Source organism: Streptomyces aurantiacus JA 4570, from assembly GCF_000414115.1.
Taxonomy (GTDB): Bacteria; Actinomycetota; Actinomycetes; order Streptomycetales; family Streptomycetaceae; genus Streptomyces; species Streptomyces aurantiacus_A.
In genome coordinates this window covers 1-26,367 of record NZ_AOPZ01000362.1, presented here as the reverse complement: position 1 = coordinate 26,367, position 26,367 = coordinate 1, and the positions used below count along the sequence as shown (strand labels likewise).

The 26,367-nt window shown below is 72.2% G+C and carries 24 protein-coding genes and 2 pseudogenes; 18 read left to right on the top strand and 8 right to left on the bottom strand.

What is annotated here, in order from left to right:
- Nucleotides 1-75 precede the first annotated feature (75 nt).
- The 15 genes from STRAU_RS44075 (at nucleotide 76) to STRAU_RS30365 (ending at nucleotide 13,836) form a co-directional block, all read left to right on the top strand.
- Entirely contained in the window at nucleotides 76-390 is a 315-nt protein-coding gene (locus tag STRAU_RS44075) for a pyrroline-5-carboxylate reductase family protein (RefSeq protein ID WP_016644261.1), read from the top strand.
- A 16-nt stretch (nucleotides 391-406) separates the two neighbouring features.
- The gene (locus STRAU_RS44070) at nucleotides 407-664 is read left to right on the top strand and encodes a hypothetical protein (protein WP_259300026.1); all 258 of its coding nucleotides are present in this window, start codon (nucleotides 407-409) and stop codon (nucleotides 662-664) included.
- 159 nt (nucleotides 665-823) lie between these two features.
- Nucleotides 824-3,088 carry an ATP-binding cassette domain-containing protein gene (locus tag STRAU_RS30425; protein ID WP_016644259.1) on the top strand — a complete coding sequence of 755 codons (2,265 nt, stop codon included), beginning with the start codon at nucleotides 824-826 and terminating at the stop codon, nucleotides 3,086-3,088.
- A 121-nt stretch (nucleotides 3,089-3,209) separates the two neighbouring features.
- Nucleotides 3,210-4,031: an SGNH/GDSL hydrolase family protein gene (locus STRAU_RS30420; protein ID WP_016644258.1), complete on the top strand. Its 822-nt coding sequence runs from the start codon at nucleotides 3,210-3,212 to the stop codon at nucleotides 4,029-4,031.
- Between the two features lie 16 nt (nucleotides 4,032-4,047).
- Nucleotides 4,048-5,331: an acyltransferase family protein gene (locus STRAU_RS30415; protein ID WP_078621605.1), complete on the top strand. Its 1,284-nt coding sequence runs from the start codon at nucleotides 4,048-4,050 to the stop codon at nucleotides 5,329-5,331.
- A gap of 122 nt (nucleotides 5,332-5,453) precedes the next feature.
- On the top strand, nucleotides 5,454-6,152 hold the full coding sequence (locus STRAU_RS30410; RefSeq protein WP_016644255.1) for a response regulator transcription factor: 699 nt from the start codon (nucleotides 5,454-5,456) through the stop codon (nucleotides 6,150-6,152).
- Complete coding sequence (locus tag STRAU_RS30405; RefSeq protein WP_016644256.1) at nucleotides 6,149-7,600, top strand: sensor histidine kinase; 1,452 nt, start codon at nucleotides 6,149-6,151, stop codon at nucleotides 7,598-7,600. Before STRAU_RS30410 ends, STRAU_RS30405 begins: the two co-directional genes overlap by 4 nt.
- On the top strand, nucleotides 7,597-8,163 hold the full coding sequence (locus tag STRAU_RS30400) for a GerMN domain-containing protein (RefSeq protein ID WP_052029352.1): 567 nt from the start codon (nucleotides 7,597-7,599) through the stop codon (nucleotides 8,161-8,163). The genes STRAU_RS30405 and STRAU_RS30400 overlap by 4 nt, the downstream gene beginning before the upstream one ends.
- 328 nt (nucleotides 8,164-8,491) lie before the next feature.
- Nucleotides 8,492-9,739: a cytochrome P450 gene (locus STRAU_RS30395; protein ID WP_016644253.1), complete on the top strand. Its 1,248-nt coding sequence runs from the start codon at nucleotides 8,492-8,494 to the stop codon at nucleotides 9,737-9,739.
- Nucleotides 9,739-9,960: a ferredoxin gene (locus STRAU_RS30390; protein ID WP_016644252.1), complete on the top strand. Its 222-nt coding sequence runs from the start codon at nucleotides 9,739-9,741 to the stop codon at nucleotides 9,958-9,960. The genes STRAU_RS30395 and STRAU_RS30390 overlap by 1 nt, the downstream gene beginning before the upstream one ends.
- Before the next feature lie 24 nt (nucleotides 9,961-9,984).
- The gene (locus tag STRAU_RS30385) at nucleotides 9,985-10,695 is read left to right on the top strand and encodes a maleylpyruvate isomerase family mycothiol-dependent enzyme (protein ID WP_037662948.1); all 711 of its coding nucleotides are present in this window, start codon (nucleotides 9,985-9,987) and stop codon (nucleotides 10,693-10,695) included.
- Nucleotides 10,696-10,736: 41 nt separating this feature from the next.
- A complete protein-coding gene (locus tag STRAU_RS30380; RefSeq protein ID WP_016644250.1) occupies nucleotides 10,737-11,267 on the top strand; it encodes a GNAT family N-acetyltransferase in 531 nt (176 codons plus the stop codon).
- 85 nt (nucleotides 11,268-11,352) lie between these two features.
- The gene (locus STRAU_RS42590; RefSeq protein WP_158692164.1) at nucleotides 11,353-11,820 is read left to right on the top strand and encodes a hypothetical protein; all 468 of its coding nucleotides are present in this window, start codon (nucleotides 11,353-11,355) and stop codon (nucleotides 11,818-11,820) included.
- Between the two features lie 64 nt (nucleotides 11,821-11,884).
- Nucleotides 11,885-12,448: a DoxX family protein gene (locus STRAU_RS30370; protein WP_016644248.1), complete on the top strand. Its 564-nt coding sequence runs from the start codon at nucleotides 11,885-11,887 to the stop codon at nucleotides 12,446-12,448.
- Between the two features lie 62 nt (nucleotides 12,449-12,510).
- A complete protein-coding gene (locus tag STRAU_RS30365) occupies nucleotides 12,511-13,836 on the top strand; it encodes a deoxyguanosinetriphosphate triphosphohydrolase family protein (RefSeq protein ID WP_016644247.1) in 1,326 nt (441 codons plus the stop codon).
- Between the two features lie 27 nt (nucleotides 13,837-13,863).
- Here the strand turns inward: STRAU_RS30365 and STRAU_RS30360 are convergent, their stop codons facing one another.
- From STRAU_RS30360 to STRAU_RS30340, 5 genes and pseudogenes are all read right to left on the bottom strand, one after another.
- On the bottom strand, nucleotides 13,864-16,194 hold the full coding sequence (locus STRAU_RS30360; protein WP_016644246.1) for a protein kinase domain-containing protein: 2,331 nt from the start codon (nucleotides 16,192-16,194) through the stop codon (nucleotides 13,864-13,866).
- Nucleotides 16,191-16,844, bottom strand: a complete 654-nt coding sequence (locus STRAU_RS30355; RefSeq protein WP_203227483.1) for a hypothetical protein — start codon at nucleotides 16,842-16,844, stop codon at nucleotides 16,191-16,193. Before STRAU_RS30355 ends, STRAU_RS30360 begins: the two co-directional genes overlap by 4 nt.
- Nucleotides 16,845-16,980: 136 nt before the next feature.
- Complete coding sequence (locus tag STRAU_RS30350; RefSeq protein WP_016644244.1) at nucleotides 16,981-18,084, bottom strand: serine hydrolase domain-containing protein; 1,104 nt, start codon at nucleotides 18,082-18,084, stop codon at nucleotides 16,981-16,983.
- Nucleotides 18,085-18,288: 204 nt separating this feature from the next.
- The gene (locus STRAU_RS30345; RefSeq protein WP_016644243.1) at nucleotides 18,289-19,104 is read right to left on the bottom strand and encodes an SAM-dependent methyltransferase; all 816 of its coding nucleotides are present in this window, start codon (nucleotides 19,102-19,104) and stop codon (nucleotides 18,289-18,291) included.
- A 208-nt stretch (nucleotides 19,105-19,312) separates the two neighbouring features.
- A pseudogene (locus STRAU_RS30340) lies at nucleotides 19,313-20,363 on the bottom strand (LacI family DNA-binding transcriptional regulator).
- Between the two features lie 249 nt (nucleotides 20,364-20,612).
- Here STRAU_RS30340 and uriH point away from each other — a divergent pair.
- Both uriH and uriT read left to right on the top strand, forming a co-directional pair.
- Nucleotides 20,613-21,560, top strand: a complete 948-nt coding sequence (uriH, locus tag STRAU_RS30335) for a uridine-preferring nucleoside hydrolase UriH (protein WP_037662937.1) — start codon at nucleotides 20,613-20,615, stop codon at nucleotides 21,558-21,560.
- Nucleotides 21,557-23,008, top strand: a complete 1,452-nt coding sequence (gene uriT / locus STRAU_RS30330) for a uridine transporter UriT (RefSeq protein WP_016644240.1) — start codon at nucleotides 21,557-21,559, stop codon at nucleotides 23,006-23,008. The genes uriH and uriT overlap by 4 nt, the downstream gene beginning before the upstream one ends.
- Nucleotides 23,009-23,032: 24 nt before the next feature.
- Here uriT and STRAU_RS30325 read toward each other — a convergent pair whose 3' ends face one another.
- From STRAU_RS30325 to STRAU_RS30315, 3 genes are all read right to left on the bottom strand, one after another.
- Nucleotides 23,033-23,542, bottom strand: coding sequence for a peptidase inhibitor family I36 protein (locus STRAU_RS30325; protein ID WP_016644239.1), 510 nt, complete (start codon nucleotides 23,540-23,542; stop codon nucleotides 23,033-23,035).
- Between the two features lie 95 nt (nucleotides 23,543-23,637).
- Nucleotides 23,638-24,915: an MFS transporter gene (locus STRAU_RS30320; RefSeq protein WP_259300025.1), complete on the bottom strand. Its 1,278-nt coding sequence runs from the start codon at nucleotides 24,913-24,915 to the stop codon at nucleotides 23,638-23,640.
- Entirely contained in the window at nucleotides 24,912-25,847 is a 936-nt protein-coding gene (locus tag STRAU_RS30315) for a MerR family transcriptional regulator (RefSeq protein WP_016644237.1), read from the bottom strand. Before STRAU_RS30315 ends, STRAU_RS30320 begins: the two co-directional genes overlap by 4 nt.
- 123 nt (nucleotides 25,848-25,970) lie before the next feature.
- Between STRAU_RS30315 and STRAU_RS30310 the strand changes: the two are divergent.
- A pseudogene (locus STRAU_RS30310) lies at nucleotides 25,971-26,367 on the top strand (hypothetical protein); the annotation flags it as partial.

Here is a 26,367-nt window from a genome sequence, read left to right as displayed (position 1 = left end):
CGACCGCCCGGACGTGGTGACGCCACCGGGCGCGGCGTCGGCGCGCCTCCAAGCCGGGCCACGGCCGTTGGCGAAGTGCGACAGGACCATATCCACGAGCGCGTCGACGTCGGCATCGGCCATCGGTCGGCCGGTCATCCCCATCCGGTGGAGCAGGACACCGAGCACGACGTCGATGAAGAACAGAACCCGGTCACGGTGGACCGCTCCGAGGTGGTGATCATCGCCGTACGCGCCGTGGACCGGCACGAAGCACTCGCCGGCCTGAGGGTGCCCGACGACAAGATCGTGGTGAACGTGATGTCCGGCGTCGCCAACGACGACCTGCGCCGGACACTCGCCACCGACGCCCCGTTGGTGCGGGCCATCCCCCCCGCCCTCCGTACGTGAACGCCGCTCCGTCACGGTGACGTTTCCGTCCCACCCGGTGGTGGACGCGCTCTTCGAGCGGCTGGGCGGGGCGCAGCCGGTCGCGGACGAGGCGGCGTTCGACGTCTTCTCCGCGCTGACGGGGACGCTGACCACCCACTACTCGTATCTCGCCACGCTCACGTCGTGGGCTGCTCGCCGCCGACCACGAGACCCCGAAGGGGAACAACGAACGCATCCGCACCACATGGTTCGGCCCGGCCAACTCCGCAGCCCTCGGCCAGGCCCTCGATGACCTCCTGGCCGACCTGAAGCAGCCCCGGTCGAGCCGGGACCGCTCGGCGGTCGGGGCCGACGATAAATCTGAGGCGCCGGAAGCCCCGACTGAGTACGGTGTACGCTATTCACCCGGACGGCCGTGCGACCCGTCCCGCGACCCGTACAAGGAGCCCCTGTGAAGGTCACCCCTGCCGACAGCCACACCCTGATCCAGGTCCGCGGAGCACGCGAGAACAACCTCAAGGACGTCTCCCTCGACCTGCCCAAGCGGCGGCTGACCGTGTTCACCGGAGTCTCCGGCTCCGGCAAGTCCTCGCTCGTGTTCGGCACCATCGCCGCCGAGTCGCAGCGCCTGATCAACGAGACTTACACCGCCTTCGTCCAGTCGTTCATGCCGAACGTGGGCCGCCCCGACGTCGACGAGCTGCGCAACCTCAGCGCCGCGATCGTCGTCGACCAGGAGCGGATGGGCGCCAACTCCCGCTCCACGGTGGGCACCGCCACGGACGCGTACACGATGCTGCGCATCATCTTCAGCCGCCTCGGCGTACCGCACATCGGCACCTCCGGCGCCTTCAGCTTCAACCTGCCCGAAGGCATGTGCCCGGAGTGCGAGGGTACCGGCGAGGTCTCCACCGTCGACGTCGACCAGCTCCTCGACCGTGAACTCTCCCTCAACGAGGGCGCCTTGACCCTGCCGTACTACGCGGTGGACTCCTGGGGCTGGCAGATCATGGTCAACTCCGGCTTCTACGACCCCGACAAGAAGCTCAAGGACTTCACCGAGCAGGAGTGGGCGGACCTGCTGCACAAGGGCCCGGTCAAGGTGAAGGTCGGCTCCAACGGCTTCACGTACGAAGGTCTGATCAGCAAGATGCAGCGGACCTGGCTCGCCAAGGACCGCGACGGACTCCAGTCGCACATCCGGGCGTTCGTGGACCGCGCCGTGGTCTTCGCGCGGTGCCCGCTGTGCGAGGGCACCCGCCTCACCCAGGAGGCGCTCTCGTCGAGGATCAACGGCGTGAACATCGCCGAGTGCTCCGCGATGCAGATCGACGACCTCGCCGACTTCATCCGCTCCATCGAGGACGCCGGCACCGCCCCGCTGCTCGCCAACCTGCTCGACCTGCTCGACTCGCTCACCGAGATAGGACTCGGCTATCTCAGTCTGGACCGCTCCTCGGGCACCCTCTCCGGCGGCGAGGCGCAGCGCGTGAAGATGGTCCGCCACCTCGGCTCCAGCATCACGGACGTCACGTACGTCTTCGACGAGCCGACGATCGGCCTGCACCCGCACGACATCCAGCGCATGAACGACCTGCTCCTGCGGCTGCGCGACAAGGGCAACACGGTGCTCGTGGTCGAGCACAAGCCGGAGGTCGTCGCGATCGCCGACCACGTCGTGGACCTCGGCCCCGGCGCGGGCGCGGCGGGCGGCGAGATCTGCTTCACCGGTGATGTGGCGGGCCTGCGCGCCTCCGGCACTCTCACCGGCCGCCACCTCGGCCACCGTGCCCGGCTGCGCGACACCGTCCGCACCCCCAAGGGCCATCTGCCCATCAAGGGCGCCGACGCGCACAACCTCAAGGACGTCTCGGTCGACGTGCCGCTCGGCGTCCTCGCCGTGGTCACCGGTGTGGCCGGCTCCGGCAAGAGCTCGCTGATCCACGGCTATCTGTCCGGGCGGGACGGCGTGGTCGTCGCCGACCAGTCCCCGATCCGCGGCTCGCGCCGCTCGAACCCCGCGACGTACACGAACCTGCTCGGCCCGATCCGCAATGCCTTCGCCAAGGAGAACGGCGTCAAGGCGGCCCTGTTCAGCGCCAACTCGGAAGGTGCCTGCCCCAAGTGCAACGGCCTCGGGCTGCTCTACACCGACCTGGCGATGATGCAGGGCGTCGCCTCGGTCTGTGAGCAGTGCGAGGGCAAACGCTTCACTCCGGAGGTGCTCACGTACCGCCTGCGCGGCAGGAACATCAGCGAGGTCCTCGGCATGTCGGTCGCCGAGGCGTACGACTTCTTCCCCTCCGGCCAGCCGCATACCATCCTCGGCCGCCTCTCCGACGTGGGCCTCGGCTATCTGCGCCTCGGCCAGCCGCTCAACACCCTGTCCGGCGGCGAGCGGCAGCGCCTGAAGCTGGCGATCCACATGGCCGAGAAGTCCTCCACGTACGTCCTCGACGAGCCCACCACCGGCCTCCACCTGGCCGACGTCGACAAGCTCCTCGCCCTCCTGGACCGCCTTGTCGACGACGGCAACTCGGTCGTCGTCATCGAGCACCACCAGGCCGTCATGGCCCACGCCGACTGGATCATCGACCTGGGCCCGGGCGGCGGCCACGACGGCGGCGAGATCGTCTTCACCGGAACTCCGGCCGAACTGGTCGCGAAGGGCGAGACATTGACGGCTCGTCATCTGCGGGAGTACGTCGGGTCGTAAGCGCCCGCGCGCCCGCGGGGGAGGGCGTGGGGCGGTGGCCTTGATGAGCGCTTCTTGCCCGGACTATGAGCAAACGATGACAGCGGGCGGTCGGGCGCTCGGAGGCTGTTGTGCTGGGGGCATGAACAACAAGCACACGTCCCGTTCCCGTTCTCCTCGCCGCCCGGCCCGCCACGCCCTCGGCGCGGCCACCGCGGCAGCCGCGCTCGGCCTCGCCCTGGCCGGATGCGGCGAGCAGGGCTCCGGCACCAAGGACGAGGGAAAGAGCAAGACGACGAGCACCGGCACGAAGGTGCTCTGGCTGGGCGACTCCATCGCGGGCGCCGAGGCTCCCGCCCTGGGCGCGGCCCTGAAGGCCGGCGGCGTGGAGTTCAAGGACTCCTCGTCGGACGGTGGCGGCACCGTCGTCGACAGCGGCGAGAAGATCACGCGGATGATCTCCGGCGACACCTGGAAGCAACTGACCAAGGACATCGACGCGTTCCGCCCCACCGTGGTCGCCTACCAAGTCACGACGTACGACTGGGGAAGCAAGGACCAGCAGCGGGCCGCCTACGAGAAGGTCGTCGACACGGCCGAGCGCGCCGGGGCCAAGGTGGTGTTCGTGCCGTCGCCGCCCATCAAGATCGACGGGTTCTACAAGCAGCACGAGGCGCAGATGCGCACCGCTCCCGGGGTGGCCGCGGAAGTCGCCGGCAAGAGCGGCGGCGCGGCGGCGTTCTTCGACGCCTCCCAGGTGTGGGGCACCGACGCCTCGGCGGGCAAGGCGCAGCGCGCCCCGGACGGGATCCACAACTGCCAGCAGGGGGCGGCCGCCTTCGCCAAGTGGTTCACCGGGAAACTCGGCGAGCAGGAGCGCTTCGAGCCGGCGTCGGTGGACACCTGGGCGCAGAAGTCCTGGACCGGCGACGAGCGCTACAGCAAGCTCCGCTGTGCCGCGTGAGGGAACGGCCGACTCCATGCCTGCGCGTCTTCCGGCGCCCACGAGCACGACCACGTCCACGTCCGCACCCGCGCCTGCGCGCGGTCGCACGGCGCCCGCCCGGCACCGTGCGACGCGCCCCGGCGGGACGGGCCGGGCCCACGTGGCCGCCCTCGACGGGCTGCGCGGGTTCGCGGTCGCGGCCGTGCTGCTCTTCCACGCCGGGCATCTGTCCGGCGGGTTTCTCGGCGTCGACCTGTTCTTCGTGCTCTCCGGATTCCTGATCACCGGGCTGCTGCTCGGCGAGGGGGGCGGACGCGGCCGGATCGCCCTGGCCGCGTTCTGGAGCCGCCGTGCCCGTCGCCTGCTGCCCGCTCTCGTGTGTGTGGCGGTCGTGACCGTGGTGGGCACGTGGGCGTGGGGGAGCGCGGACCAACTGCGCTTCGCGCTCGACGACCTGCCCTGGGTCGGGGCGCAGGCGGTCAACTGGCACTACATCACCGAGCAGATCGGCTACTGGAACGCCTCCGACACCCGCGTCTTCGCCCACCTGTGGAGCATCGGCGTGGAGTGGCAGTTCTACCTGGCCTGGCCGCTTGTGGTGGCGGTGGCCGCCCGGGGGCGGCGCGGTGAGCGGATCGTGGCCGCGCTCGCCGGGGCGGGTGCCCTGGTCTCCCTCGTCCTGACCGTCGAGCTCGGTGCCGCGGTGGACACCACCCGCGCCTACGAGGGCACCGACACCCGTGCCGCCGCCCTGCTGCTCGGGGCGCTCGTGGCCACCGCGCCGGTACGGAACCTCGCACGCCGGGTGCCGCGCCGCGCGGCCGACCTGGTTTGCCTGGCCCTGGCGTGCGGGCTCGCGGTGGCGTGGGCGATGACCGAGGGCGAGAAGGCGCCCCTGCTCTTCCAGGGCGGGCTCTTCCTCCACTCGGTGACCGCGGCCGTGCTGATCGTCCTGATGGCCCAGGTGCCCGGCACCCGGGCGGCACGGATCGCGGGCAGCCGCCTGCCGCGCGGCCTGGGACAGCTGTCGTACAGCCTGTATCTGTGGCACTGGCCCGTGTACCTGCTGCTGTTGCCACGGCTTTCGACGCTCGGGGACCGGGGCGCGACCGCCGTCGCGATCGGGGTCTCGGTGGTGGCCGCCGCGGTGACGCGGCGGTACGTCGAGGATCCGGTGCGGTTCCGGGCGGGGTGGGCGCGTGGCAGGCGCGGCTTGCTCGCGATGACCGCGGTGGCCGTCGCGGGAGCCGTCCTGTGGGCGGCGGTGCCCGAGCCGGTGTCGGGGGCGGGCACGGTGGACGTGGACCAGTTGAGGTGAACCCCGGACCGCCCCGCGACAAGCGGCGCGCCCCACGCCTCCCGCCCGCCCGTAAAGTGGGCGATCCACCCGATAGCTCACGTAATGCCGGAACAACACGCTCACTGTGAAAGGGCCCGTACATGCCCCGTGTCCTGCTGATCGAGGACGATCCGGCCGTGCGCCGCGGTGTCGTCCTGGGCCTGTCCCGCAACGGACACGAGACCGAGGCGGTCGGCACCGGCGAGGACGGCCTGGAGGCCCTGGTCGCCTTCAAGCCCGACCTCGTGCTCCTCGACCTGATGCTCCCCGGCATGAACGGCCTGGAGGTATGCCGCCGCGTCCGCGGGACCAGCCGGGTTCCGATCGTGATCCTGTCCGCGCGCGGCGACGACATCGACGTCGTGGTCGGCCTCGAGGCGGGCGCCGACGACTACGTGGTCAAACCCGCCGGCGCCGCGGTCATCGAGGCCCGGATGCGCGCGGTGCTGCGCCGCGTCGCCCCCGCCCAGGCCGACACCGGCCCGGGCACCGGGCCGACCCGGATCGGCGATCTCGAGATCGACCGCGACGCGCTGATCGTCCGCAAGAACGGCGAAGAACTCCCGCTCGCCCCCTCCGAGTTGAAGCTGCTGCTCTTTCTCAGCGCCGCCCCGGAGCGGACCTTCAGCCGCCAGCAGCTGCTCGAGGACGTCTGGGAGCACAGCTACTACGGGGACGCCCGCCTGGTCGACGCCTGCGTGATGCGCCTGCGCTCCAAGATCGAGGAGGACCCGCGCCACCCCGTGTACGTCCAGACGGTGCGCGGCTTCGGCTACCGCTTCGGCCCCCTGCCCGCATGAGAATCGCACCGCCCCGCGGCCTGCGCCCGCGCCTGGTCGTCGCCTTCGTCCTGGTCGCCGCGCTCAGCGCGCTGATCACCGCCGCGCTCACCTTCCGGCAGGCCCGCAGCGCGATCCTGGACCGCACCCAGAACAGCGCCGTCCACGATCTGCGCCTCCAGATCGACTCGCTCGCCCCCAACCTGCCGGACGACCCCACCGACACGGACCTGCGCACCTTCGCGCGCCAGCTGGACCGCGCCTCGGGCTCGCGCGGCTGGCACACGGCCGTCGCCCGCGACGGCGGTCCGCTCATCGGCACCGCGAACGACGTCAGCGGCGCCCTGCGCGACGCGACCGAGAGCGGTGACACCACCTTCTACGAGCGCGAGGAGCACGCCGACGGGCCCCGACTGCTCATCGGCATGCCGATCAGCTACACCGACCGGCGCGGGAAAGCGGAGAAACCGTCGGGCCTCGTCGCCTACGCCGTGCTGTCGCTGGACGGCGAACGGGCCGACATCTCCGCTCTGATCACCGCGGCCTGGGCGGGCGCCGTCCCGGCGCTCGCCTTCGCCGCCGTGCCCGCCCTGTTCGCGGCCCGCCGGGTGCTGCGTCCCGTACGCCAGCTGCGTACGGCCGCCGAGAAGATCACCTCGGGCGCCCTGGACACGCGCCTGGACGTCGTCGGCAAGGACGAACTCGCCGCCCTGACCGGCACGTTCAACACCATGGCGGCCGGCCTTGAGCGGGACGACGCCGAGCTGCGGCGCATGGAGGCCAACGCGCGCCGGTTCGCCGCGGACGTCTCGCACGAACTGCGGACCCCGCTCGCCGCGATGGCCGCCGTCACCGACGCCCTCGACGAGGACGCCCGCTCCGGGACGCTGCCTCCGGACACCGCCGACGCGGTCCTCCTCATCAGCGGCGAGACCCGCAAGCTGACCGGCATGGTCGAGGACCTCATGGAGATCTCCCGCTTCGACGCGGGTGCGGCGGTGCTGCACCTGGACGACGTGAGTCTGCGCACCGTCGTCCACAAGACGCTTCACCTGCGCGGGTGGCGCGAGCCGGACGAGGTGATCACCGAGCTGCCCGAGGAGGATCTGCGCCTGCGCGTCGACGCGCGGCGCGTCGACGTCGTCCTCGCCAACCTGATCGGCAACGCGCTGCGGCACGGCGCCGCTCCCGTCACCGTCCGGGCCACGGCCACGCGGGAGTCCCTCGTCATCGAAGTCGCCGACGAGGGCCCGGGCATCCCCGACCACGTCCTGCCTCATGTCTTCGACCGCTTCTACAAGGCGGACGCGGCACGGGCCCGCTCCGAGGGCAGCGGCCTCGGACTCGCCATCGCGATGGAGAACGTACGACTGCACGACGGCACCCTCACGGTCGCCAACGTCCCGGACGGCGGTGCGGTGTTCACCCTCACGCTCCCGCGCACGCCACGGCAGGAGGACCAGTCATGAAGCGCCAACGCGCCTGGTTCGTAGCCGTGTTGGTGGTGCCGGCCGTGCTGTCGGCAGGCTGCGGCATCGGCTCCACCGGCCCGGTCCGCGCCGGCGGCCCGGCGTCCGGCCTCCGCGAACCGGGATCCGCGAACCACTACGCCCAGCTGTACTTCGTCAGCCCACAAGGTGTCCAGGCCGTCACCCGCGAGGTCGACACCCCCGCGACCCCGCAACAGGCCCTCGATCTGCTCCTCAAGGGCCCCGACGCCGCCGAACGAGCCCGCGGCCTGATCACCGAGGTGCCTCCGATCCACGGGCGGCTGATCGCGCGGGCCGCCGACGGCGCCGTGGATCTGCACCTCCCGGTGCCGGTGTCGCACATGAGCGGCGGCGGCCTCGGACTCAGCCAGATCATCTGCACCGCGGCCAACGCCCGGGTGGCCGACGGGAAACAACCCCCCGACGTGGACGTACGGGTCTACGAAGAGGGCTACGACACGCCCTGGACCGTACGCTGCAACGCGGCGGGCAACGTCATCCCGGTGCCGGAACCCGCGCCGAGCGAGCGGACCGCGAGGTAGCGGCGAACGCGCCTGCCGGTGCGGACCGGCCCCGCGAGCCGCACATCCACACCCTGGTCGCCCGCCCGGCAAGAACGCGCCATTCATGTCAGTGGCTGACATGTACAGCCGTGCGGGCGGGCGCGGCTCCGGCGAGGTCATGGGGCGAGGCGGCCTGCGGGCGGGCGTCGCGAACGGACCGTCAAGTGCCGTGAACCGGCCATCAGTTCACACTCGGGGCCGACCGTGGCGAAGTTGGCCGAACCGGGCATGGCCCGGGTAGGTGCATAGGGCATGAAGTGGGGGTCGGAACACCGCAAGACTCGTACCGAGCACCGCGGAGGCCCCCATGGCCCAAGCCACTCCCTTCCCCCAGGACCGCACCTGCCCCTATCACCCGCCCACCGGATACCGGCCGTTGAGTGAGCAAGGCCCGCTCAACCGCGTCACCCTCTACGACGACACCGAAGCCTGGCTCGTCACCGGGCACGCCGAAGCCCAGGCCCTGCTCACCGACCCCCGGCTCTCCGCCGACCGGCAGAACCCGGCCTTCCCGCTGATCGCCCGGCGCTTCGAGCTCTCCCGCCGGGAACCGATCGCGCTGCTCGGCGTCGACGACCCGCTGCACAACAAGCAGCGCCGCACCCTGATCCCCACGTTCGGGGTGAAGCGAGTCGCCGCCATGCGGCCCCGCATCCAGCGCGTCGTCGACGAACTCCTGGACGCCGTGGTCGCCCAAGGGCCGCCCGTCGAACTGGTCGCCGCCTTCGCCCTGCCCGTACCGTCCATCGTGATCTGCGAACTGCTCGGTGTACCGTACGCCGACCACGACTTCTTCGAAGACGCCTCGCGCCGGATCCTGCGCAGCGCCACGGCCCAGGAGTCGGACGCGGGCCGACTGGAACTCATGGACTACCTGGGCGACTTGGTCGACCGGAAGGCCAAGGCGGCCCACGGTGATCCGGCCGGCGCCCGGGCGGCGGCCCCCGCGGCCGACGCCACCCCCGAGGGCGTACTCGACGAGCTGGTCCGCGACCGGCTGAGCGACGGCACCCTGGACCGTGAAGAGCTCGTACGCCTCGCCCTCATCCTGCTCGTCGCCGGGCACGAGACCACCGCCAACATGATCTCGCTCGGCACCTTCACGCTGCTCGAACACCCCGACCAGCTCGGTGCCCTGCGCGCCGACCCGGAGCTGACACGCGACGCCGTCGAGGAACTGCTGCGCTACCTGTCGATCGCCGACGGCCTCGTGCGCGTCGCGACCGAGGACATCGAAGTGGCCGGGCAGACGATCCGCGCCGACGACGGCGTGATCCTCTCCTCCGCCACCGTCAACCGCGACGCCACCGTCTATTCCGACGCGGACGACCTCGACGTGCGGCGCAACGCCCGGCACCATCTCGCCTTCGGCTTCGGCATCCACCAGTGCCTCGGGCAGAACCTCGCCCGCGCCGAGCTGGAGATCGCCCTGCACTCGCTGCTGACCCGCCTTCCCGACCTGCGGCTCGCCGTACCCGCGCACGAGCTCCGCATGAAGCCGGGCGACACCATCCAGGGGCTGGTCGAACTGCCCGTCACCTGGGGGCGCGGCTAATGCGCGTCACCATCGACACCGACGTGTGCATCGGCGCCGGCCAGTGCGTCCTGACGGCGCCCGAGGTCTTCACGCAGGACGACGACGGCTTCAGCGCGTTGCTGCCCGGGTGCGAGGACGGGACGGGGGACCCCATGGTCAGGGAGGCGGCACGGGCCTGCCCCGTGCGGGCCATCACGATCCAGGACCAGGGCGCGGAGCGGACGGGGGGCGGCGGCTAGTCTGCGACAGTGGTCAACTCGCTCATGGCTCCTGACGAATTGATGCCTCGCGTCTCGCAGGCGCACGCCCGGCTGCTCGAACTGGCCGATCAGCTCGACGACCGGCAGAAGGACGCTGCCTCCGCCCTGCCGGGGTGGAGCCGCGGACACGTCCTCGCCCACCTCGCCGGCAACGCCCGTGCCTTCGACCGGCAGGCACGGGCGGCTCTGCGGGGCGAGGACGTCGACCTGTACGACGGCGGCCAGGCAGAGCGTGACCGGTCCATCGAACGAGGGGCCGCCCGGCCCTTGGCGGAGCTGTACGAGGAACTGAGCCTGGCCCAGCGGGCACTGGAAGACACCTGGGGGCTACTGACGGCGGCGGACTGGCGGCGCGCCGTCCGGTTCCGGCATGCCACGGTGCTGGACACCGCGCTGGCACGGTGGCGCGAGGCGGAGATCCACGCCGTCGACCTCGGCGTCGGCCACCGCCCCCGCGACTGGCCGGTCGCCTTCGCCCTGCACGCCCTGGACTTCCTGGCGGCCCGCGCCCCGGCCGGTACCCGTCTGGTCCTGCGGGCCACTGACGACGAGTTCACCCAAGTCCTGGGACGCGGAGCGACAGTTGAGGTGTCCGGCGCGGTGCGGGATCTCGCGGCCTGGCTGGCCGGCCGGGGCGTGGACGACCGCCTGAGGACCACCGGCTCCGCCTTGCCGGAACTCGGCCCATGGCCCCCGGACCCGGCGGATTCATGACCGCCGGACCCGCGGATCGAAGGATCAGGGACAATGGCGCGATGCACATCCGAGCCGTCCGCAGCGGCGAGCTGACCCGCCTCCAGGACATCGAGCGCGCCGCGGGCCGCCCCTTCCGTGACATCGGCATGGCGGAGATCGCCGACGACGAGCCGCCCGCCCTGGACGAACTCGCCCGCTACCAGCGGGCCGGACACGCCTGGGCGGCCGTCGACCCGACCGGCCTACCCGTGGCCTACGTCCTCGCCGAACCGATCGACGGCGACCTCCACGTCGAGCAGGTGTCCGTGCACCCCGACCACGCGCGCCAGGGCATCGGCCGTGCCCTGCTGGAACACCTCGAGGACCGCGCCGCCGCCGACGGGCTGCCCGCGCTGACGCTCACGACGTTCAGGGACGTCCCGTGGAACGCCCCGTACTACGCGCGCTGCGGCTTCGTACTCCTCGACGAGACCGAACTCGGTCCCGGGCTGCGGGCCGTACGCGAGAAGGAGGCCGCGCACGGCCTGGACCGCTGGCCGAGGGTGTGCATGCGGCGACCGCACGACCGGGAGCCATGCGACGAGGGGTGAAAACCGGCCTCAGTGAGCCGCACGCCGGTCTGTGTTCGCCGGGGGGCTTCAGTCCGGTGCAGGTCTGGACCTACCATCGGTCGGCATGAGCGGGCGAGAGTTCCCCCTCGGGCGGCCGGAGCGCGTGCTCCGGCTCCGGAACGGCTTCCCGGCCGAGGCCGCCGCGGCGCGCACCGCGGGCCTCAACGCTGTCCCGTGCCTGCTTATCGCTCTGCTCTGCCTGGTCATGGCACTGGGCCCGGCGGCCAATCTCTTCCCCGGAGACATGGGGGACAAGGGCGAACACACCGCCGCGACCGAGCCCTTCGGGCCCCCGGCCGACGCCCTCGACGGCCGCAGTGAGGTGAGCCGCGACAGCGGCTGCCGCGGCGGCGGCGAGCGCGAGACGCCCCGCGAAGCCGTGCTCCCCGCACCCGAACAGCCGGGCGCGCCCGGACAGCGGGCCGCCTCCCCGCGCCACGACCCGAGCCGGGGCACCGCCCTGCTCGGCGGTACCTCGTCCCCCGACACCACCGCCGTCGACCGGTACAGAACCTGCGTGATCAGAACGTAGAGGGCCCTCTCCTCCCTCACCCGTTCCTTCCCCCATACCTTCTCGGCACAAGGAGAGATCCACCATGTCGTCACCCTCCACCACGCCCACACCGGCGGGCACACCGCACCGCCATGGCGCCTCCCCGGCCCTGGCCTCCCAACCCGGCGCCGACATCGGCCTGTTGCTGCTGCGCCTCGCGGTCGGCCTCACCATGGCCGCCCACGGTTCGCAGAAGCTCTTCGGCTGGTTCGACGGCTCCGGCCTCGACGACACCGCTGCCTTCTTCGCCGCCGACGGCTACAAGGCCGCCAAGGCGATGGCCTGGGTCGCCGCGCTCACCGAGACCCTGTGCGGCCTCGGCCTCGCGATCGGACTGCTCACGCCCCTCGCGGGGGCGGGCATCCTCGGCATCATGCTCAACGCCATCGCCGTGAAGTGGGGCGGCGGCTTCTTCAGCCCCGAGGGCATCGAGTACGACCTGGTCCTCCTGGCCGGCGCGGTGTCCGTGGCCCTCACGGGTCCCGGCCGCCTCGCCGCCGACGCACTCCTGCCGGGCCTGCGCGACCACCGCTTCTCGCGCGGGGCCGCGGCCGTCGTACTCGGCGCGGTGTCGGCCGCGTTCGTACTGGTGGTCCTGCGGGACTGAGCCGGACCAAGGATTGAGCCGGACTGAGCCGGGCGCATGGCGGAGGGCACTACTATCCCGTCATGCGACCGGCTCATTACAGTGACGAGGACCTGGAACAACACTCCCTGCGCCGACGGGTCGCAGACGACGGACAGCGGTCGGGATTCGAGCACGACGTGGACCGGATCCTGTACTCCACGCAATGGCGCGCGCTCGCGGGCAAGAGCCAGGTCGTCGCCAGCGGTGAACTCGGCGCCTACCACACCAGGCTGACCCACTCCATGAAGGTCGCCCAGCTGGGAAGGCGGATGGCCGAGCGTCTGGAGCGGCGCTACGGCGGCCCGAACCCGGCCCTTGTCGAGGCGGCCTGCATGGCGCACGACATCGGGCACCCGCCCTTCGGCCACGCCGGCGAGACCGCGCTGCGCGCGACGATGGACGAGCTGCACTTCGCGGGCGGGGTGCTCGACAGCTTCGAGGGCAACGCCCAGACCCTGCACATCCTCACCTTCCTGGCCGCGCACAAATACCCCGGCCACCGAGGACTGCACCTCACCCGGGCCTGCCTGGACGCCGCGACGAAGTACCCCTGGGAACGCGCGCCGCGCGACGCCGACCCCGCGCGGCACGCCAAGTGGGGCGTCTACGCGGTCGACCGAGAGGCGTTCGCGTGGGTGCGGGCGGGCCGCGCCGACGACGCGGTGCCGGTCGAGGAGCAGCTGATGGACTGGGCCGACGACGTCACGTACGCCTGCCACGACGTGGAGGACTTCTACCGCACCGGACTGATCCCGCTGGCCGCGCTCTTCCCGCCCCCGGGCGCCGCGGGCGGCGACACCGAGCGGGAGACGCGGCGCTTCCTGGACTATGTGGAGACCAAGCGCCGCCGCGCCGGTGACGTCTTCGACCGGGACGAGGCGGTGCACCTGCTGGCCGACATCGCCAAGGCCCTGTCGGTCCCGGGCCCCTACGCCGGCCGGCACGCGGACGACGTCGCCGTCAACGCCCGCACCGCCAAGCTGATCGACCACTTCACCCGCGACATCGAACTGGAGGTCGGCGGCCCGGCCGCGATCCGCTACGGCGCCAGGCTCGTCGTCCCCGCCGGGCGCCGCGCCGCCTGCGACCTGCTCAAGGAACTCGTCTGGTGCTACGTCATCGACCGCCCGGCACTGGCCACACAACAGCACGGAAAGCGGCGCATCGTCTCCGAACTGCTGCGCTGGACCAATGAGTCCCCGCGACTCCTGCCCACCGACCGGGCCGAGGAACTCGACCTCCACGGCGACCCGCTCCGCGCCGCGGCCGACCACGTCGCCTCCCTGACCGAGGACCAGGCCATGACCCTGCACCGCCGCCTGTCCGGCACCAGCCTGGGATCGGTGAGCGACGCCGTCTGGCTGTGAGCGCCCGCCTTCGGCGGCAGCCGACCGTCACTCGCCACCAAGGGGCGGACGCACGAGATCACCACCACAGCGTCCGATGTGTTCCCGCCGCGCGGACTCGCCGCAGTCCACGCAGAACAGCTGATGGCAGGAGCCGCAGACAGACATCTGCGCGACCGGGCCGGTCCCGCTGCAACCGGCGCAGTGGCGGGTGCTCCTGAGCAGCAGGCCGGTGCGGTCCTCGGTCCGGGACCGGCTGTGCGCCACCAGTTCCTGGGCGGCGGCCGTCGCGGCGGTGCGGCCGTCGCCGTTCACCCACCGCTGAGCGGCGACCAGACACAGTCCGACGAGTGGGTCGTCCGGTCGGCCGTCCGCCGCCCACAGCTCTGCCCGATTGTTCAGCCGCGCCGTCAGGCTGCCGTCCGCCGGATCCCGGCCGAGGGCGACGGCCTCCAGCGCGGCCCGGGCACGGTGGTGGATCGGCAGGCGGATCACCGGGCGGGCCAGGGCGACGGCGGCGCAGCGCCGCGCGTAGTCGGCGTCACCGCGCTGGTGGGCGGCCTCGACGAGGTACCGGAGTTTCTGGATCGAGGTCGCGCTGCTCAACGTCGAGCAGTGCTCGCGCAGTGCCGCCCATTCGGCATCGGCGCGCACCGGTCCGCGCCGACCGGCGAGCACGCACCGGACAAGGTCGACGACGTCGATTCTGTGGTCGCGGGTCGCGTCGAGAACGCTGTCGAGCGTGTCGTACTCCGCTGCTTCGAGCAGGTCCACGACCGCGAGGGCCAGCCACCGCAGCGCCATGGTGGCGTCCGTGGCGTCGCATGCCTGCGCCGAGACCTTCGCCGCCATGCCGGAGTCGCCGGTCGCCAGGTAGTACACGCGCATCGCGGCGAGCGCGGACGGGTTGGTGCGGTCGTGCGCGTAGGAGTGGCGTACGTACGGCAGGGCACGGTACGGCTCGTCGACGGTCAGCCATGCCTGGGCGAGGATCGCGGTGTCCCCTTCGGACTCGAACTCGCCGATCGACTCCCACGCCTCCGCCACGGTCCGCAGCCGCTCGACATCCGTATCGGCTCCCGTCGATTCGACGAGTTCGACCAGCGCCAGGGCCAGGTACACCACGAACGACAACGCGGCCTGCCGGGGCAGCACGGCGTCCTCCGGCCCGGAGGGGCTCGTCGCGCCCTCGACGTTCCAGGTGAAGCCGAGAGAAGCGTCGCCCCTCAGAGCCGTGGCGCCGGGCCGGTCGCGGAACGCCTGCCACACCGATGCGGGGTCCGCCGGATCACCGAGGATCCGGGTGCACAGGTCCGCGAGGCGGGTGAGCGCAGGAACGGACCCGATGCGGTGCAGGCGCCGGCACTCCGGAAGCGACGTAGCCCAGCCGAAGGAGACGACCGCTGTCGTGACGGGGGTGCCGGGGTCGCTTCTCGGCCAGGAGCCGGGGAAGGGCGGCATCGAAGGGAGCGGGTACCAGGCGGTCGCCGTGTCGCGGTGAGCTCCGAGATACGGCTGCTTGTCGTCGCCGAACGCGACCTGGCGACTGTACGTCTCGATGATCTCCGCGGTCGGCGGGCGGTCCGTCGGCTCGGCGGCCCTGGCGCGGTCGATCAGGTCGGTCAGCCAGCGCCACTCCGGGGGCGGCGGGCCGGTGATGTCGGCGCCCTCCCGCATGGTGGTGCCCCAGGCCCAGACATCCATCGCCGGTGCGGCGGGGGAGCCGCCCAGTTGTTCCGGTGCCGCGTAGTCCGGCGTCATCCGCCAACTCGTCGGCCCGCCCGCCTCCGACAGCGTTTCGAGGTCCGACAGCCAGGTGTGCCACTTGGCCGCCTCCTCGCCCAGGCCGTCGTCGCCGTGGTGGAAGAGGACGTTGTCGGGTTTGACGTCGCCGTGGACCAGGCCGTGCCCGTGCAGCTTCTGGAGGGCGCAGGCCAGGGCCAGGCCGTGGTACGCCAGCTCCGCCGCGCCGATGCCGCCTGCCGCGAGGCGGTCGCGCAGGCTGCCGCCCTGGCAGTAGGGCATGCACAGATACGTCCCGCCGTCGGCAAGGGACAGCGTGTCCTCCAGGGGTACGAAGCCGCCGTAGCCGAACCGCATCATGCGCAGCGCCTCGCTGTGCCGGGTCGCCCGCGTCAGCGGGCTCACCGGCCGGTCCGGCCGGAACCCCTTCAGGACCGTCAACTGGCCGTCCCGGCGGCGCCCCACCAGGACCGTGGCGTGCGGTCCTTCGACCTGCCGGAGAATCTCGTATTCCCCGAGGGCGTCGCGTATCCGCGCTCCCTTCAGCGTCTTCGCGGTACGCAGGGCCTTCGTGAAGTAGGCGTGGGCGAAGGGGTCGACGTACCGGCCGCCGTGACGGTGCCGCCAGCGGCTCATGCGCCCGCACCCCCGCCCAGCCGCAATGCCGCGTAGGAGCGGCACACCTCCAACCAGCGTTGACGGTGCAGGGCCAGGGTGGCCGCCACCAAGGCGCCCAGTTCCTGGCCCAGTTCACCGTCCAGGGCACGGTAGAGGTGATCGAGCACGGCCGTGCCCGACGTACGCCACGGGTGGTGCTCTTCGTCGACCCGCAGCTCGCCGGTGGGGAAGTAGGCGAGCACCGTGTCGACGAACGCCCGCTCCGGCCCGGGAACAGCCGTGCCGCGCAACGCCTCCGCCGTCGCGTGGACCCGCACCCGCACCGGCTCGTACACGACCCGCAGCCGCCGCAGCAGCTCGGCCACCGCCCTCACCCGCGCGGCGAAGTCCGGCGTCTGGTACTCCCACGCGGCCGGTGTCCGCTCGAGAAGGGACTCGAACATCACCAGGTAGTCCTGGTGCACCACTTCCAGGTCCGCGAGGAGTTGCTCCAACACCTCGCGGCGGAACACGTCGGCCGGTGACCCGAGCGCGGCCTGCAGCACCGCGGCGATGTCGACGGCTGACTGCGCCGTGGTCTCGGCTGCCAGATGAACGTGTACGTCACCATGGACCGCGCCGGTCTGGAGACTGGACCCCAGCACCACACCGGACTGCGTGTTCCGCACCTCCGACGGCGATCCGGAAGCATTCCCCGGCGATCCGGAAGCGTCCCCCGAGCCCGAGCTGATCACCATTCGCGTTCCCCACCCGTACGCCGGCTGTCGACTCCTGCGCTCCAAGTGTGCCCTCAGGGCGCGGAGTTCAGCGGCACAGGGCCTTGTCCACGACGCCTTCGACACGCGGCATCACTGTCTTGTCGGCCGGCTGCGTGGTGATCGCGACGTTGGCGGCGCGGCCGTCGTCGGTGGCTCCGCCCCGGGTCTCGTAGCCCGTGGTGCTGCCGCCGTGCCCCCAGTAGACACCGCCGCACGACAGCGGCGTGCTCACAAGGCCCAGTCCGTAGCGGGCGCCGGGGGCGAAGGGGGCGCCGGCGGGGACGGTCGTGCGCATCTCGTCGAGCTGGGCCGGCTTGAGGAGGCCGCCGTCCAGGAGGGCGGTGAAGAACCGGTTGAGGTCGGAGTTGGTGGAGATCATCTGGCCTGCGGCCCAGCCCCAGGAGGGGTCGAATTCCGTGACGTCGACCAGCGGGGCGCCTGCGGAGGGCCGGTCGTAGCCCTTGGGGTGGCGTTCTCGGATGGTCGCGTCACCGGGGGCGGGGAAGTACGTGTGGCGCAGTCCGAGGCGTTGGATGACGCGCCGGTCCAGCTCCTCGGCGAGGGGGCGGCCGGTGACCTTCTGGACGAGCAGCCCGGCCAGCACGTAATTCGTGTTGCTGTACTCCCATTTCTCTCCCGGCTCGAACTCGGCCTTGTGCTCCAGGGCGAGATCGAGGAGGTCGCGGGGGTCGTAGTAACGCACGTCGTCGGCGAGGTACTTGACGTAGTTGGGCAGCCCGCTGGTGTGCTGCAGGAGGTGGCGGACCTTGATGCGGTGGCCGTCGATGCCCTCGCCGCGGACGAGGCCCGGCAGATAGGTGTCGATCGGCTCGTCCAGGTCGACCTTCCCCTCACCGACCAGCTGCAGCACCGCCACCGCGGTGAACGTCTTGGTGTTGCTGCCGATGCGCACCTGGCCGTCCCTGGGCACCTTCGCGCCGGTGGCCACGTCGCCGACCCCCGCGGTGTAGGTGCGGGTGCCGCCCTCACGGTCCTTGACGCTCGCCAGCGCGCCGGGCACCCCGTCGGAGCGCACCAGCTCCTTGAGGCCCTGCCGGACGGTGTCCGGCTCGGCGGCCGCGGACGCCGGGGGCGGCGTCAGGGCCCCCATCGCCATGACACCCACGGCCACCGCCGCCGCGGCCGGCACGACGCCGCGCCGGCCACCCCGCCGCCGCCCGGAAGAACCATTCCTCTGCCATGCCTGCTCACGCACTAGCCAACTCCTACGGAATCATGGGGAAAACCAGCGGCATCTGCCGCGTCCAGCATTTCCGTAGGTGATCACCCGGAGCGATCCTGCTACCCGCCCGGTGGCAGGTGGGGCTAACCCCCGTGGCGATCGGTCGGAGCGTCACGGCTTGCGGGCAAGACCTCCGTGCTCGCCGATGGGTTCCGGAGCGGGAGACGCGGGATCCGGGCGCCAGCAGGGGACCGGGACGACGCCGGGGTCGAGGAGTTCCAGGCCGTCGAAGAAGGCCGTGATCTGGTCGACGGGGCGCAGGAAGTAGGGGACGGCGCCGGTCTCGTTGTAGGCGTCCTGGGCCTGTTCGTAGTCGGCGTCGATGCCGCGTGAGCCGTCGTTGAGGGAGAGGTGGCTGCCCGAGGGCAGGCCGTCCATCAAGTGGGCGACGATGGCGCGTGCCTGTTCGTAGTCGGCGACGTGGCCCAGGATGTTGCTGAGGATCAGGGCGGTGGGGCGGGAGAGGTCCAGCGTCTCGCCGGCGGCCGCCAGGATGCGGTCGGGGTCGGCGAGGTCGGCGTCGATGTAGGCGGTCGCCCCCTGCGGGGTGGAGGTGAGCAGGGCGCGGGCGTGCGCGAGGACCATCGGGTCGTGGTCGACGTAGACGATCCTGGCCTCGGGGGCGAGCCGCTGCGCGACCTCGTGGGTGTTGTCCACGGTCGGCAGGCCGGTGCCGATGTCCAGGAACTGCCGGATGCCCGCCTCCTCGACCAGGTACGCGATGTTGCGGCGCAGGAAGGCGCGGCTGCTGCGGGCGATGGTGACGATGCCGGGGTAGACGGCGCTGTACGCGTCGCCGGCCGCCTCGTCGACGGGGTAGTTGTCCTTCCCGCCCAGCCAGTAGTTCCAGATCCGCGCCGAGTGCGGCACCGACGTGTCGATCTTCTGCCGCACCGCTGGTCCGGGCGTCGTCGCGGGGTCGGTCATGGGCACCGTCCGTCTTCTACCGAGGCGTGAACTGGTCACCGCACAAGGTACGTCCCAATGACCTTCACTGGTGCAGCGGTTCACCTTTCGGGGGGGGCGACCACGCCCCGGCTTACGGGGCACGTCCCGGCTCCCGGGGTCCGCGCCCCGGCCTCGGGACCGCACCGGGCCGCCCGGGGGCCACGCCTCAGCCCAGGGGGGCCACACCTCAGCCGACCGGAACAGCGGCGTCCGCCTCGTCCACGCCCCGCTTGGCCGCCCCCGGCGCGCTCGACTCCCGCACGACCAGCTCCGGTGCGAGCCGTATCGCCCGCTGGGGGCCTTCGGTGTCCGGGGCGGCCAGGCGGCGGCTCAGCAACTGCGTGGCCTCCGCGGCCAGTTCGGCCACCGGCTGGCGGACGGTCGTGATGCCCGGCGCGGCCAGCGCGGCCATCGGGATGTCGTCGAACCCGGTGACGGCCACGTCGCCGGGCACGTCCGCGCCGAGTTGCTGCAGGCGCTGCAGCGCGCCGACCGCGATGAGGTCGTTGGCGCACACCAGCGCGTCCGGCCGGGCGTCCCACACCAGGTCGACGGCCGCGCGGCCCCACTCCACGGAGAAGTCGCCGAGCGCGACCCGGCCGGGGGCCGCGGCGTCGAGGGCACCGGAACCGGCCGCGTACGCCGCGCGCCGCTCGGCGGCGGCCGACGCCGTCCCGTCGGCGCCGAGGACAGACGCGGCGCCGGCCCGCGGCGGCCAGATGATCGAGTACGAGAGCCATGCCCGCGGAGTTGTCGACGGCCACGGAGTCCGTGATGCCCGGGCCGCAGCCGCGGTCCATCAGGACCAGCGGCACCCGGGCGGCGGCCGCGGCCACCGCGTCGCGGCTGCGGCGCTCGTCGGCCGGGATGACGAGGAGGGCGTCGACACGGCGGCTCAGCAGATCGTCGATGTACTCGGCCTCGGCCACCGGATCGTCGTCGCAGTCGGCGAGCAGCACGGCACGGCCCTCGGCGTGCAGGGCGTGGGTCAGCTCGCGCACGAGCGCCGGGTAGAAGGGGTTGGTGATCTGCGGCAGGACCAGGCCGACGGTGCCGGTGGCGCGGCTGCGCAGGGCGCGGGCGGCGTGATTGGGCCGATAGCCGAGCGTCTCGGCGGCCTCGCGGACGCGGCGGGCGGTATCGGCGCCGACGGGACGGGTCCCGGCGAGGACCCGGGAGACGGTGGCGACGGAGCAGCCGGAGGCCCGGGCCACGTCCCGCAGGGTCACATCGGCCATGTCGGCGCCCACGCTCTCGGTGTTACGTCAGCCACGTCCGCGCCCACCCCTCCGGTGAATTTCGGCAAACGTTATCAACGGCCGTCGGCCGCGACCAGAGTCCCTTTCGCGGCGAAGATCACAGCTTTGCCGCCCGAGGCGTGGCGCACGTCATTGACAGAATTCATACTCCTGCACAAAGTCTTCGGAGAACGTTTTCCCGAGCGCCGCCCCGCCGTGGCAGCTCAGCCGAACAAAGAGGTTCCGCCGATGGCCAGAAAGATCATCCTCGACTGCGACCCGGGGCACGACGACGCGATCGCCATGCTCCTCGCGCACGGCAATCCCGATGTCGAGCTGGTCGCGGTCACCACGGTCGTCGGCAACCAGACCCTGGAGAAGGTCACCCGCAACGCCCTGTCCGTGGCCCGCATCGCGGACATCACCGGCGTCCCCTTCGCGGCCGGCTGCCCGCGCCCCCTGGTGCGCACCGTCGAGACGGCCCCGGAGATCCACGGCGAGAGCGGCATCGACGGCCCGGTCATGCCCGAGCCCACCCTGGAGCTCGACCCCCGGCACGCCGTCGACCTCATCATCGACACCGTGATGGCGCACGAGCCCGGCGAGATCACCATCGTGCCCACCGCGGGCCTGACGAACATCGCCCTTGCCGTGCGCAAGGAGCCCCGCATCGCCGAGCGCGTCCGTGAGGTCGTCCTCATGGGCGGCGGCTACCACACGGGCAACTGGAGCCCGGTCGCCGAGTTCAACATCAAGATCGACCCCGAGGCCGCGCACATCGTCTTCAACGCGGGCTGGCCCGTCACCATGGTCGGCCTCGACCTGACGCACCAGGCCCTCGCGACCCCCGAGGTCGTCGAGCGCATAGCGAAGGTCGGCACCGCGCCCGCCGTCTTCGTCAACGAGCTCCTGGACTTCTTCGGCGCCATGTACCTGCAGAACCAGGGCTTCGAGGCCCCGCCGGTGCACGACCCGTGCGCGGTCGCGTACGTCATCGACCCGAGCGTCATGACCGTACGCAAGGCCCCCGTGGACATCGAGCTCACCGGCACCCTCACCCTCGGCATGACCGTCGCGGACTTCCGCGCCCCGGCTCCGGCCGACTGCCGCACCCAGGTCGCCGTCGACCTGGACCACGAGCGGTTCTGGGACCTGGTCGTGGACGCCCTCGAGCGGATCGGCGACGTACGCGCGTGAACACCTCCGTCACCGAATCCCTCACCCCGGCCGCCACCCCCGGCGGCCGTCCCGTGCGCGTATGGGTCCTGGTCACCGCGCTGCTCGCGGCCTGTTTCGCCTTCCAGCTCAACGCGAGCATGCTCAGCCCCGCCCTGAAGAGCGTCGAGGACTCCCTCGGGGCGACCTCCGCCGAGGTGGGCCTGACCCAGACCGCCTTCTTCACCTCCGCCGCCCTCTTCTCGCTGTTCCTGCCGCGTCTCGGTGACCTCATCGGCCGCCGCCGTGTGCTCGCCGCGATGATGGCGCTCATGGCCGTCGGCTGTGTCGTGGCCGCGCTCGCGCAGAGCGTGCCCATGCTGTTCGCCGGCCGCGTCATCCAGGGTGTGTCCGGGCCGACGGTGCCGCTCTGCCTGATCATGCTGCGCAACGAGGTGCACGAGCCGAAGCGCTACGGCACGCTGCTCGGCGTCATCACCGCCGTCAACGGCGGCATCGCGGGGGTCGACTCCATCGCGGGCGGCTCCCTCGCCGACAACTACGGCTTCCAGTCCGTGTTCTGGGTCATGGCAGTCGTGGCCGGGCTCGCCATGGTCCTGGTCGCCACCCTCACCCCGGAGTCCACCGCCCGCGTCACCGGCTCCGAGCGGCGCATGGACTGGCCCGGCGTGGCGCTCCTGGTCGTCTCCGTCGGCGCGGCCCTCATCGGCCTGAACGAGGCCGGGAAGCTGGGCGCCGCGAACTGGCCGCTGGTCGCCGGGCTCGCCGTCGTCGCCGCGCTCGCCTTCGCCGCGTTCTGGCGCGCCGAGGACCGCAGCAGGCACCCCCTCGTCGCCACCCGGCATCTGCGGCAGCGCTCCACCTGGGCGCTGCTGCTGACCACCGTCCTGACCATGACGGGCGTGTTCGCCGTCATGAACGGCATGATCCCCGCGTTCGCCCAGAACGCGGAGGCCGGATTCGGGATGAGCGCCGAGCAGTCGGCCTGGTGGACCCTCACCCCGTACGCCCTCGCGGGCCTGGCCATGGGCCCGATCGCCGGACGCCTCGCCGCGACGCACGGGTACGGCCGCATCCTGCGCCTCGGCCTGATCGGTTCCGCCGCGACCGTCGCCCTGATGCTCTTCACCCTCCAGGCCGACTCCCGCCTGCTCCTGCTCGCCTCGTCGATCCTCATCGGCGTGACGTACGCGGGCGTCGGCAACATCGTCCTCAACGGTCTCGGCATCGTCCTCTCCCCGAAGGAGAACCCCGGCTTCCTGCCGGGCCTGAACGCCGGCGCCTTCAACCTCGGCGCGGGCCTGAGCTTCGCCCTTCTGTACGCGGTCCAGACGGCCGCCGAACCGGCCGACAAGACCTCGGCAGCGGGCTACTCGGCAGGCATGATCGCCGGAGTCGTCCTCATCGCGGCCGCCTTCCTGACGTCCTTCCTCATCCCGAAGCCGGTGGAGGCGGAGGCGCACGAGTAAGGGGCCGTCCCTTGGCGAGGGCGCTCAGCCGCCCTCGCCGGGCGGGGTGCCGCAGCTCGGGCCGCCCGGGCCGTCGAACTGCACCGAGCTGAAGAAGTCCTGGTAGGTGGGGAAGAAGTTGCCCTTGCCCGTCGGGCCGGAAGACGTCACCGCCGTACAGCCGGAGTAGTGGAGATCGGACCAGAGGTAGATGGTCGAGGGCGTCCGGTTCCAGTCCGACTTGGCCCGGTCGTTCATGCCGAGCGCCGCCAGATCCGGAGTGTTTCCCCTCAGGGCGATCATGTCGCCGGTGCCGTCCAGCCCCGAGAACATGCAGTAGTAGCCGTCGGGGCACCGGTCGTACCCATCGGCCGCGTGCGCCGTGGAGACCGGCACCACGGAGGCACCGGCCGCGGCCAGCACCGCCACCAGCACGGAGAGCTTCCTTCGCGTCGCGATGACCCTGCGCATGGCGATCCCCTCTGTCATCCGGGCTGTCATCCGGGCCCACGAGTGCGCGAGGCGCGACCACTGGAACAGCGGTGCGCGGGCCATGGCGTCTCCCCAGGCTGATCGACCGTCCGGCGAGCCGCCATCCCTCACATGAGGGGCGCACGGGAGTGATCGGTCCGCTCCCGAAAGCGCCGCGGTCAACGCTTCGGCGTGCGCGCGCCCCAGCCGACCGCCGTGGCCGCCACCGCGACCACCGGCACCAGCAGCAGCGCCGTCCCGCTCCCCTCCGCCGCCGCGACCCACGCGAAGACCGCCGCCCCGAGCGCCCCACCGGCCAGGTCCAGGCTGTTCAGCCACGCCATGGTTTCGGTGACACGTCCCTCCGGCGCGAGATCCCCACCCGTCGTACGCAGCGCCGCGAAGGCGGAGCCGACGCCGAGCCCGGCCAACGGGCAGACCAGCAGCACGGCCCACGGCGACAGCCGCGCCGCGCACGCCAGCGCACCCGCCCCGGCCGCGAACACGCAGAGCAGTACGGGGATCCGCCGTCCCCGCCCCGACAGCGCGGCGGGCGGGGACACGGCTCCCAGTGCGAGGCTGCCGAGGACACTGCCCAGGGACAGCGCGCCGAGCAGCCATCCGGACAGCGCGACCGCTCCGTGCTCCTGCGCGTACTTCGGCAGCACCACGTCCACGCCGGTCACAGCGCAGACGAACAAGGCGTTCGCCGCCAGCAGTCGGCGCAGAGGCGCGCTCCGCAACGGTCCGAGGCCGCCGTGCCCCCGCTTGTGTCCGTGCCTGTGCCGGAGCTCGGCCAGGCTCGGGGTGGTCGGTAGGCCGAGCAGCAGCCAGACCGACCCGGCCGACAGGAATACGACTGCCAGGAGCGGAGCGAGCGGTGAGACCGAGACGCTGAGCCAGCCCGCGAGGGCAGGCCCGATGACCAGCGCCGCGCCGGTCATCGCGGAGTCGAGCGCCATCGCGGGGCCCAGCGTGCGGTCACCGGCTGCCCGGTGCCAGACGGAGCGCATCATGACCGCGGCCGGCGGCGCGGTGGCGCCCATCACCGCTGCGAGCGTGAGGAGTTGGAGGGGCGGGCCGTCGTCGCGTACGACGATGAGAAGGAGCGCGATGGCCGTCACGTACCCGGCGAGACAGCACAGCAGCACCGGGCGGCGAGGGTATCGGTCGACCAGCCGCCCCCGCAGCGGAGCCGTCGCCCCTTGGCCGATGGCCGCACAGCTGACGGCCAACCCCGCCGTGGCGAAAGAGTGGTGACGGCTAATCAGGAGCAGCAGGCTCAGGCCGACCATGCTGGGAGGCAGCTTCGACGCCATCCCGGTGACCGCGATGGGCCAGAAGCCGGGTACGGCCCGGAGCGCGCGATAGCCGGTTGGCGGCGGCTGTGGACTGCCCCCGGGGCCGGGCCCGGCCTCGACCCCGGTTCCGGGCACCTCGCCGGAACGGGCGCTCACCGCGCGGTGCGCAGCGCGGCGGCGGACCAGGCGAGGACCGGGGCCAGGCTGTCCGGCGGCGGCCAGCCGTTGACCACCGCGAGCAGCTCCAAGTACCGGTCGCGCTGTGGGTCGTTCATGCCTTCCAGGCGCGACAGCAGGCGGCGGCGCAGTTCGGCGGCGGGGAGGCGGCCGCCGAGGATGCGGGCGTAGTGGGCGGTGAGGTCGGCGACGACGGGTTCCGCCTCGGGCGACGCCGGGTCGGTGCCCGCCGCGAGGGCGGGGGTGACGCGGGTGCGCAGGGCCTCGGCGAGGACGCGGGGGAGCCCGGTGGAGTCGTCCGGGGCCCGGTCGGCCGCCATGTCGTGGGCCATCCCGTGCAGGCTGGAACGGAAGCCGGGGTCCTGGAACAGCTCGGCCAGCTCCACCCACGCCGCGATCTGTTCGGGGTCCGGGTCGGCGGGCAGCTCGGGCGTCATCGAGCGCATGACGCCCGCGAACGCGGGGTGGCCGTGCAGACCGTCGAAGACGGCGCCGAGGAAGTCGTCGACGAGGCGGCGCCGCTCGGCCTCAGAGAGCTTCGCGAGCCGGTGCACCAGGTCGAGCTCCTCGGGGGTGGAGCCGCGCCGGGCCGCCACCGTCAGCACCGCGCGCCGCAGCCTGAGCGCGCGGATCTGTACGTCCAGTGCCTCGGCGTGCGCCGCCGACACCTCGGCGAGCGACAGCTCCCGCTCCACCACACCCCGGATCGTGCCCAGGTCGAGGCCGAGATCACGCAGCGTCCGCACCAGCTCGAGCCGCGCCACCGCCTCCGTGCCGTAACGGCGGTAGCCGGCCGGACTGCGCTCCGTCGGCTCGACGATGCCCCGGTCCGAGTAGAACCGGATCGTCTTCACCGTCAGCCCGGTGCGCCGGGCCAGCTCACCTATCGAGTACAGCGTTTCGTCGCTCATGGGCCCACCTTGTTGTCTCCCCTTACAGGAGACTCAAGCTTCGCGTACGCCGGTGGGCCGATTTGACCTCGAGTGCACTTGAAGTTGCAGGATCGGGTCACGTCCTGCGAAAGGGGATTGGGCATGGCGACGTACCGCTCACCGATGGACACGTACGGGGTGCTGTCAGCGGCCGGCCGGGGAGAGGAGCTCGAGGAACCGGCCGCCCCGGGGGACCCGTCCGGCCGGGAGGCGATGCGTCGCGGGCTCGCGCTCGTACGTGCCTACGCGCGCGAGGACGCCGCAGCGGTCGCCGCCGCCCTCGACGGCGCCGATCGCGCCGCGGCCCGGCAACTGCCCTTCGTCGCCGGGGACATCCTGCGGCTGGTCGTCGGCATCGTGATGTCGGGCCCGCGCACCCTCACCCCGGCGGACGTGGTGCGCACGGCCGACACCATCGCCGCCGCCGGGCCGCCCCACCACGAACTCGCCGTGTCCCAGGCCGTGCGCGCGTGGGCCGACGGGGGCGGCGCGGACCTGC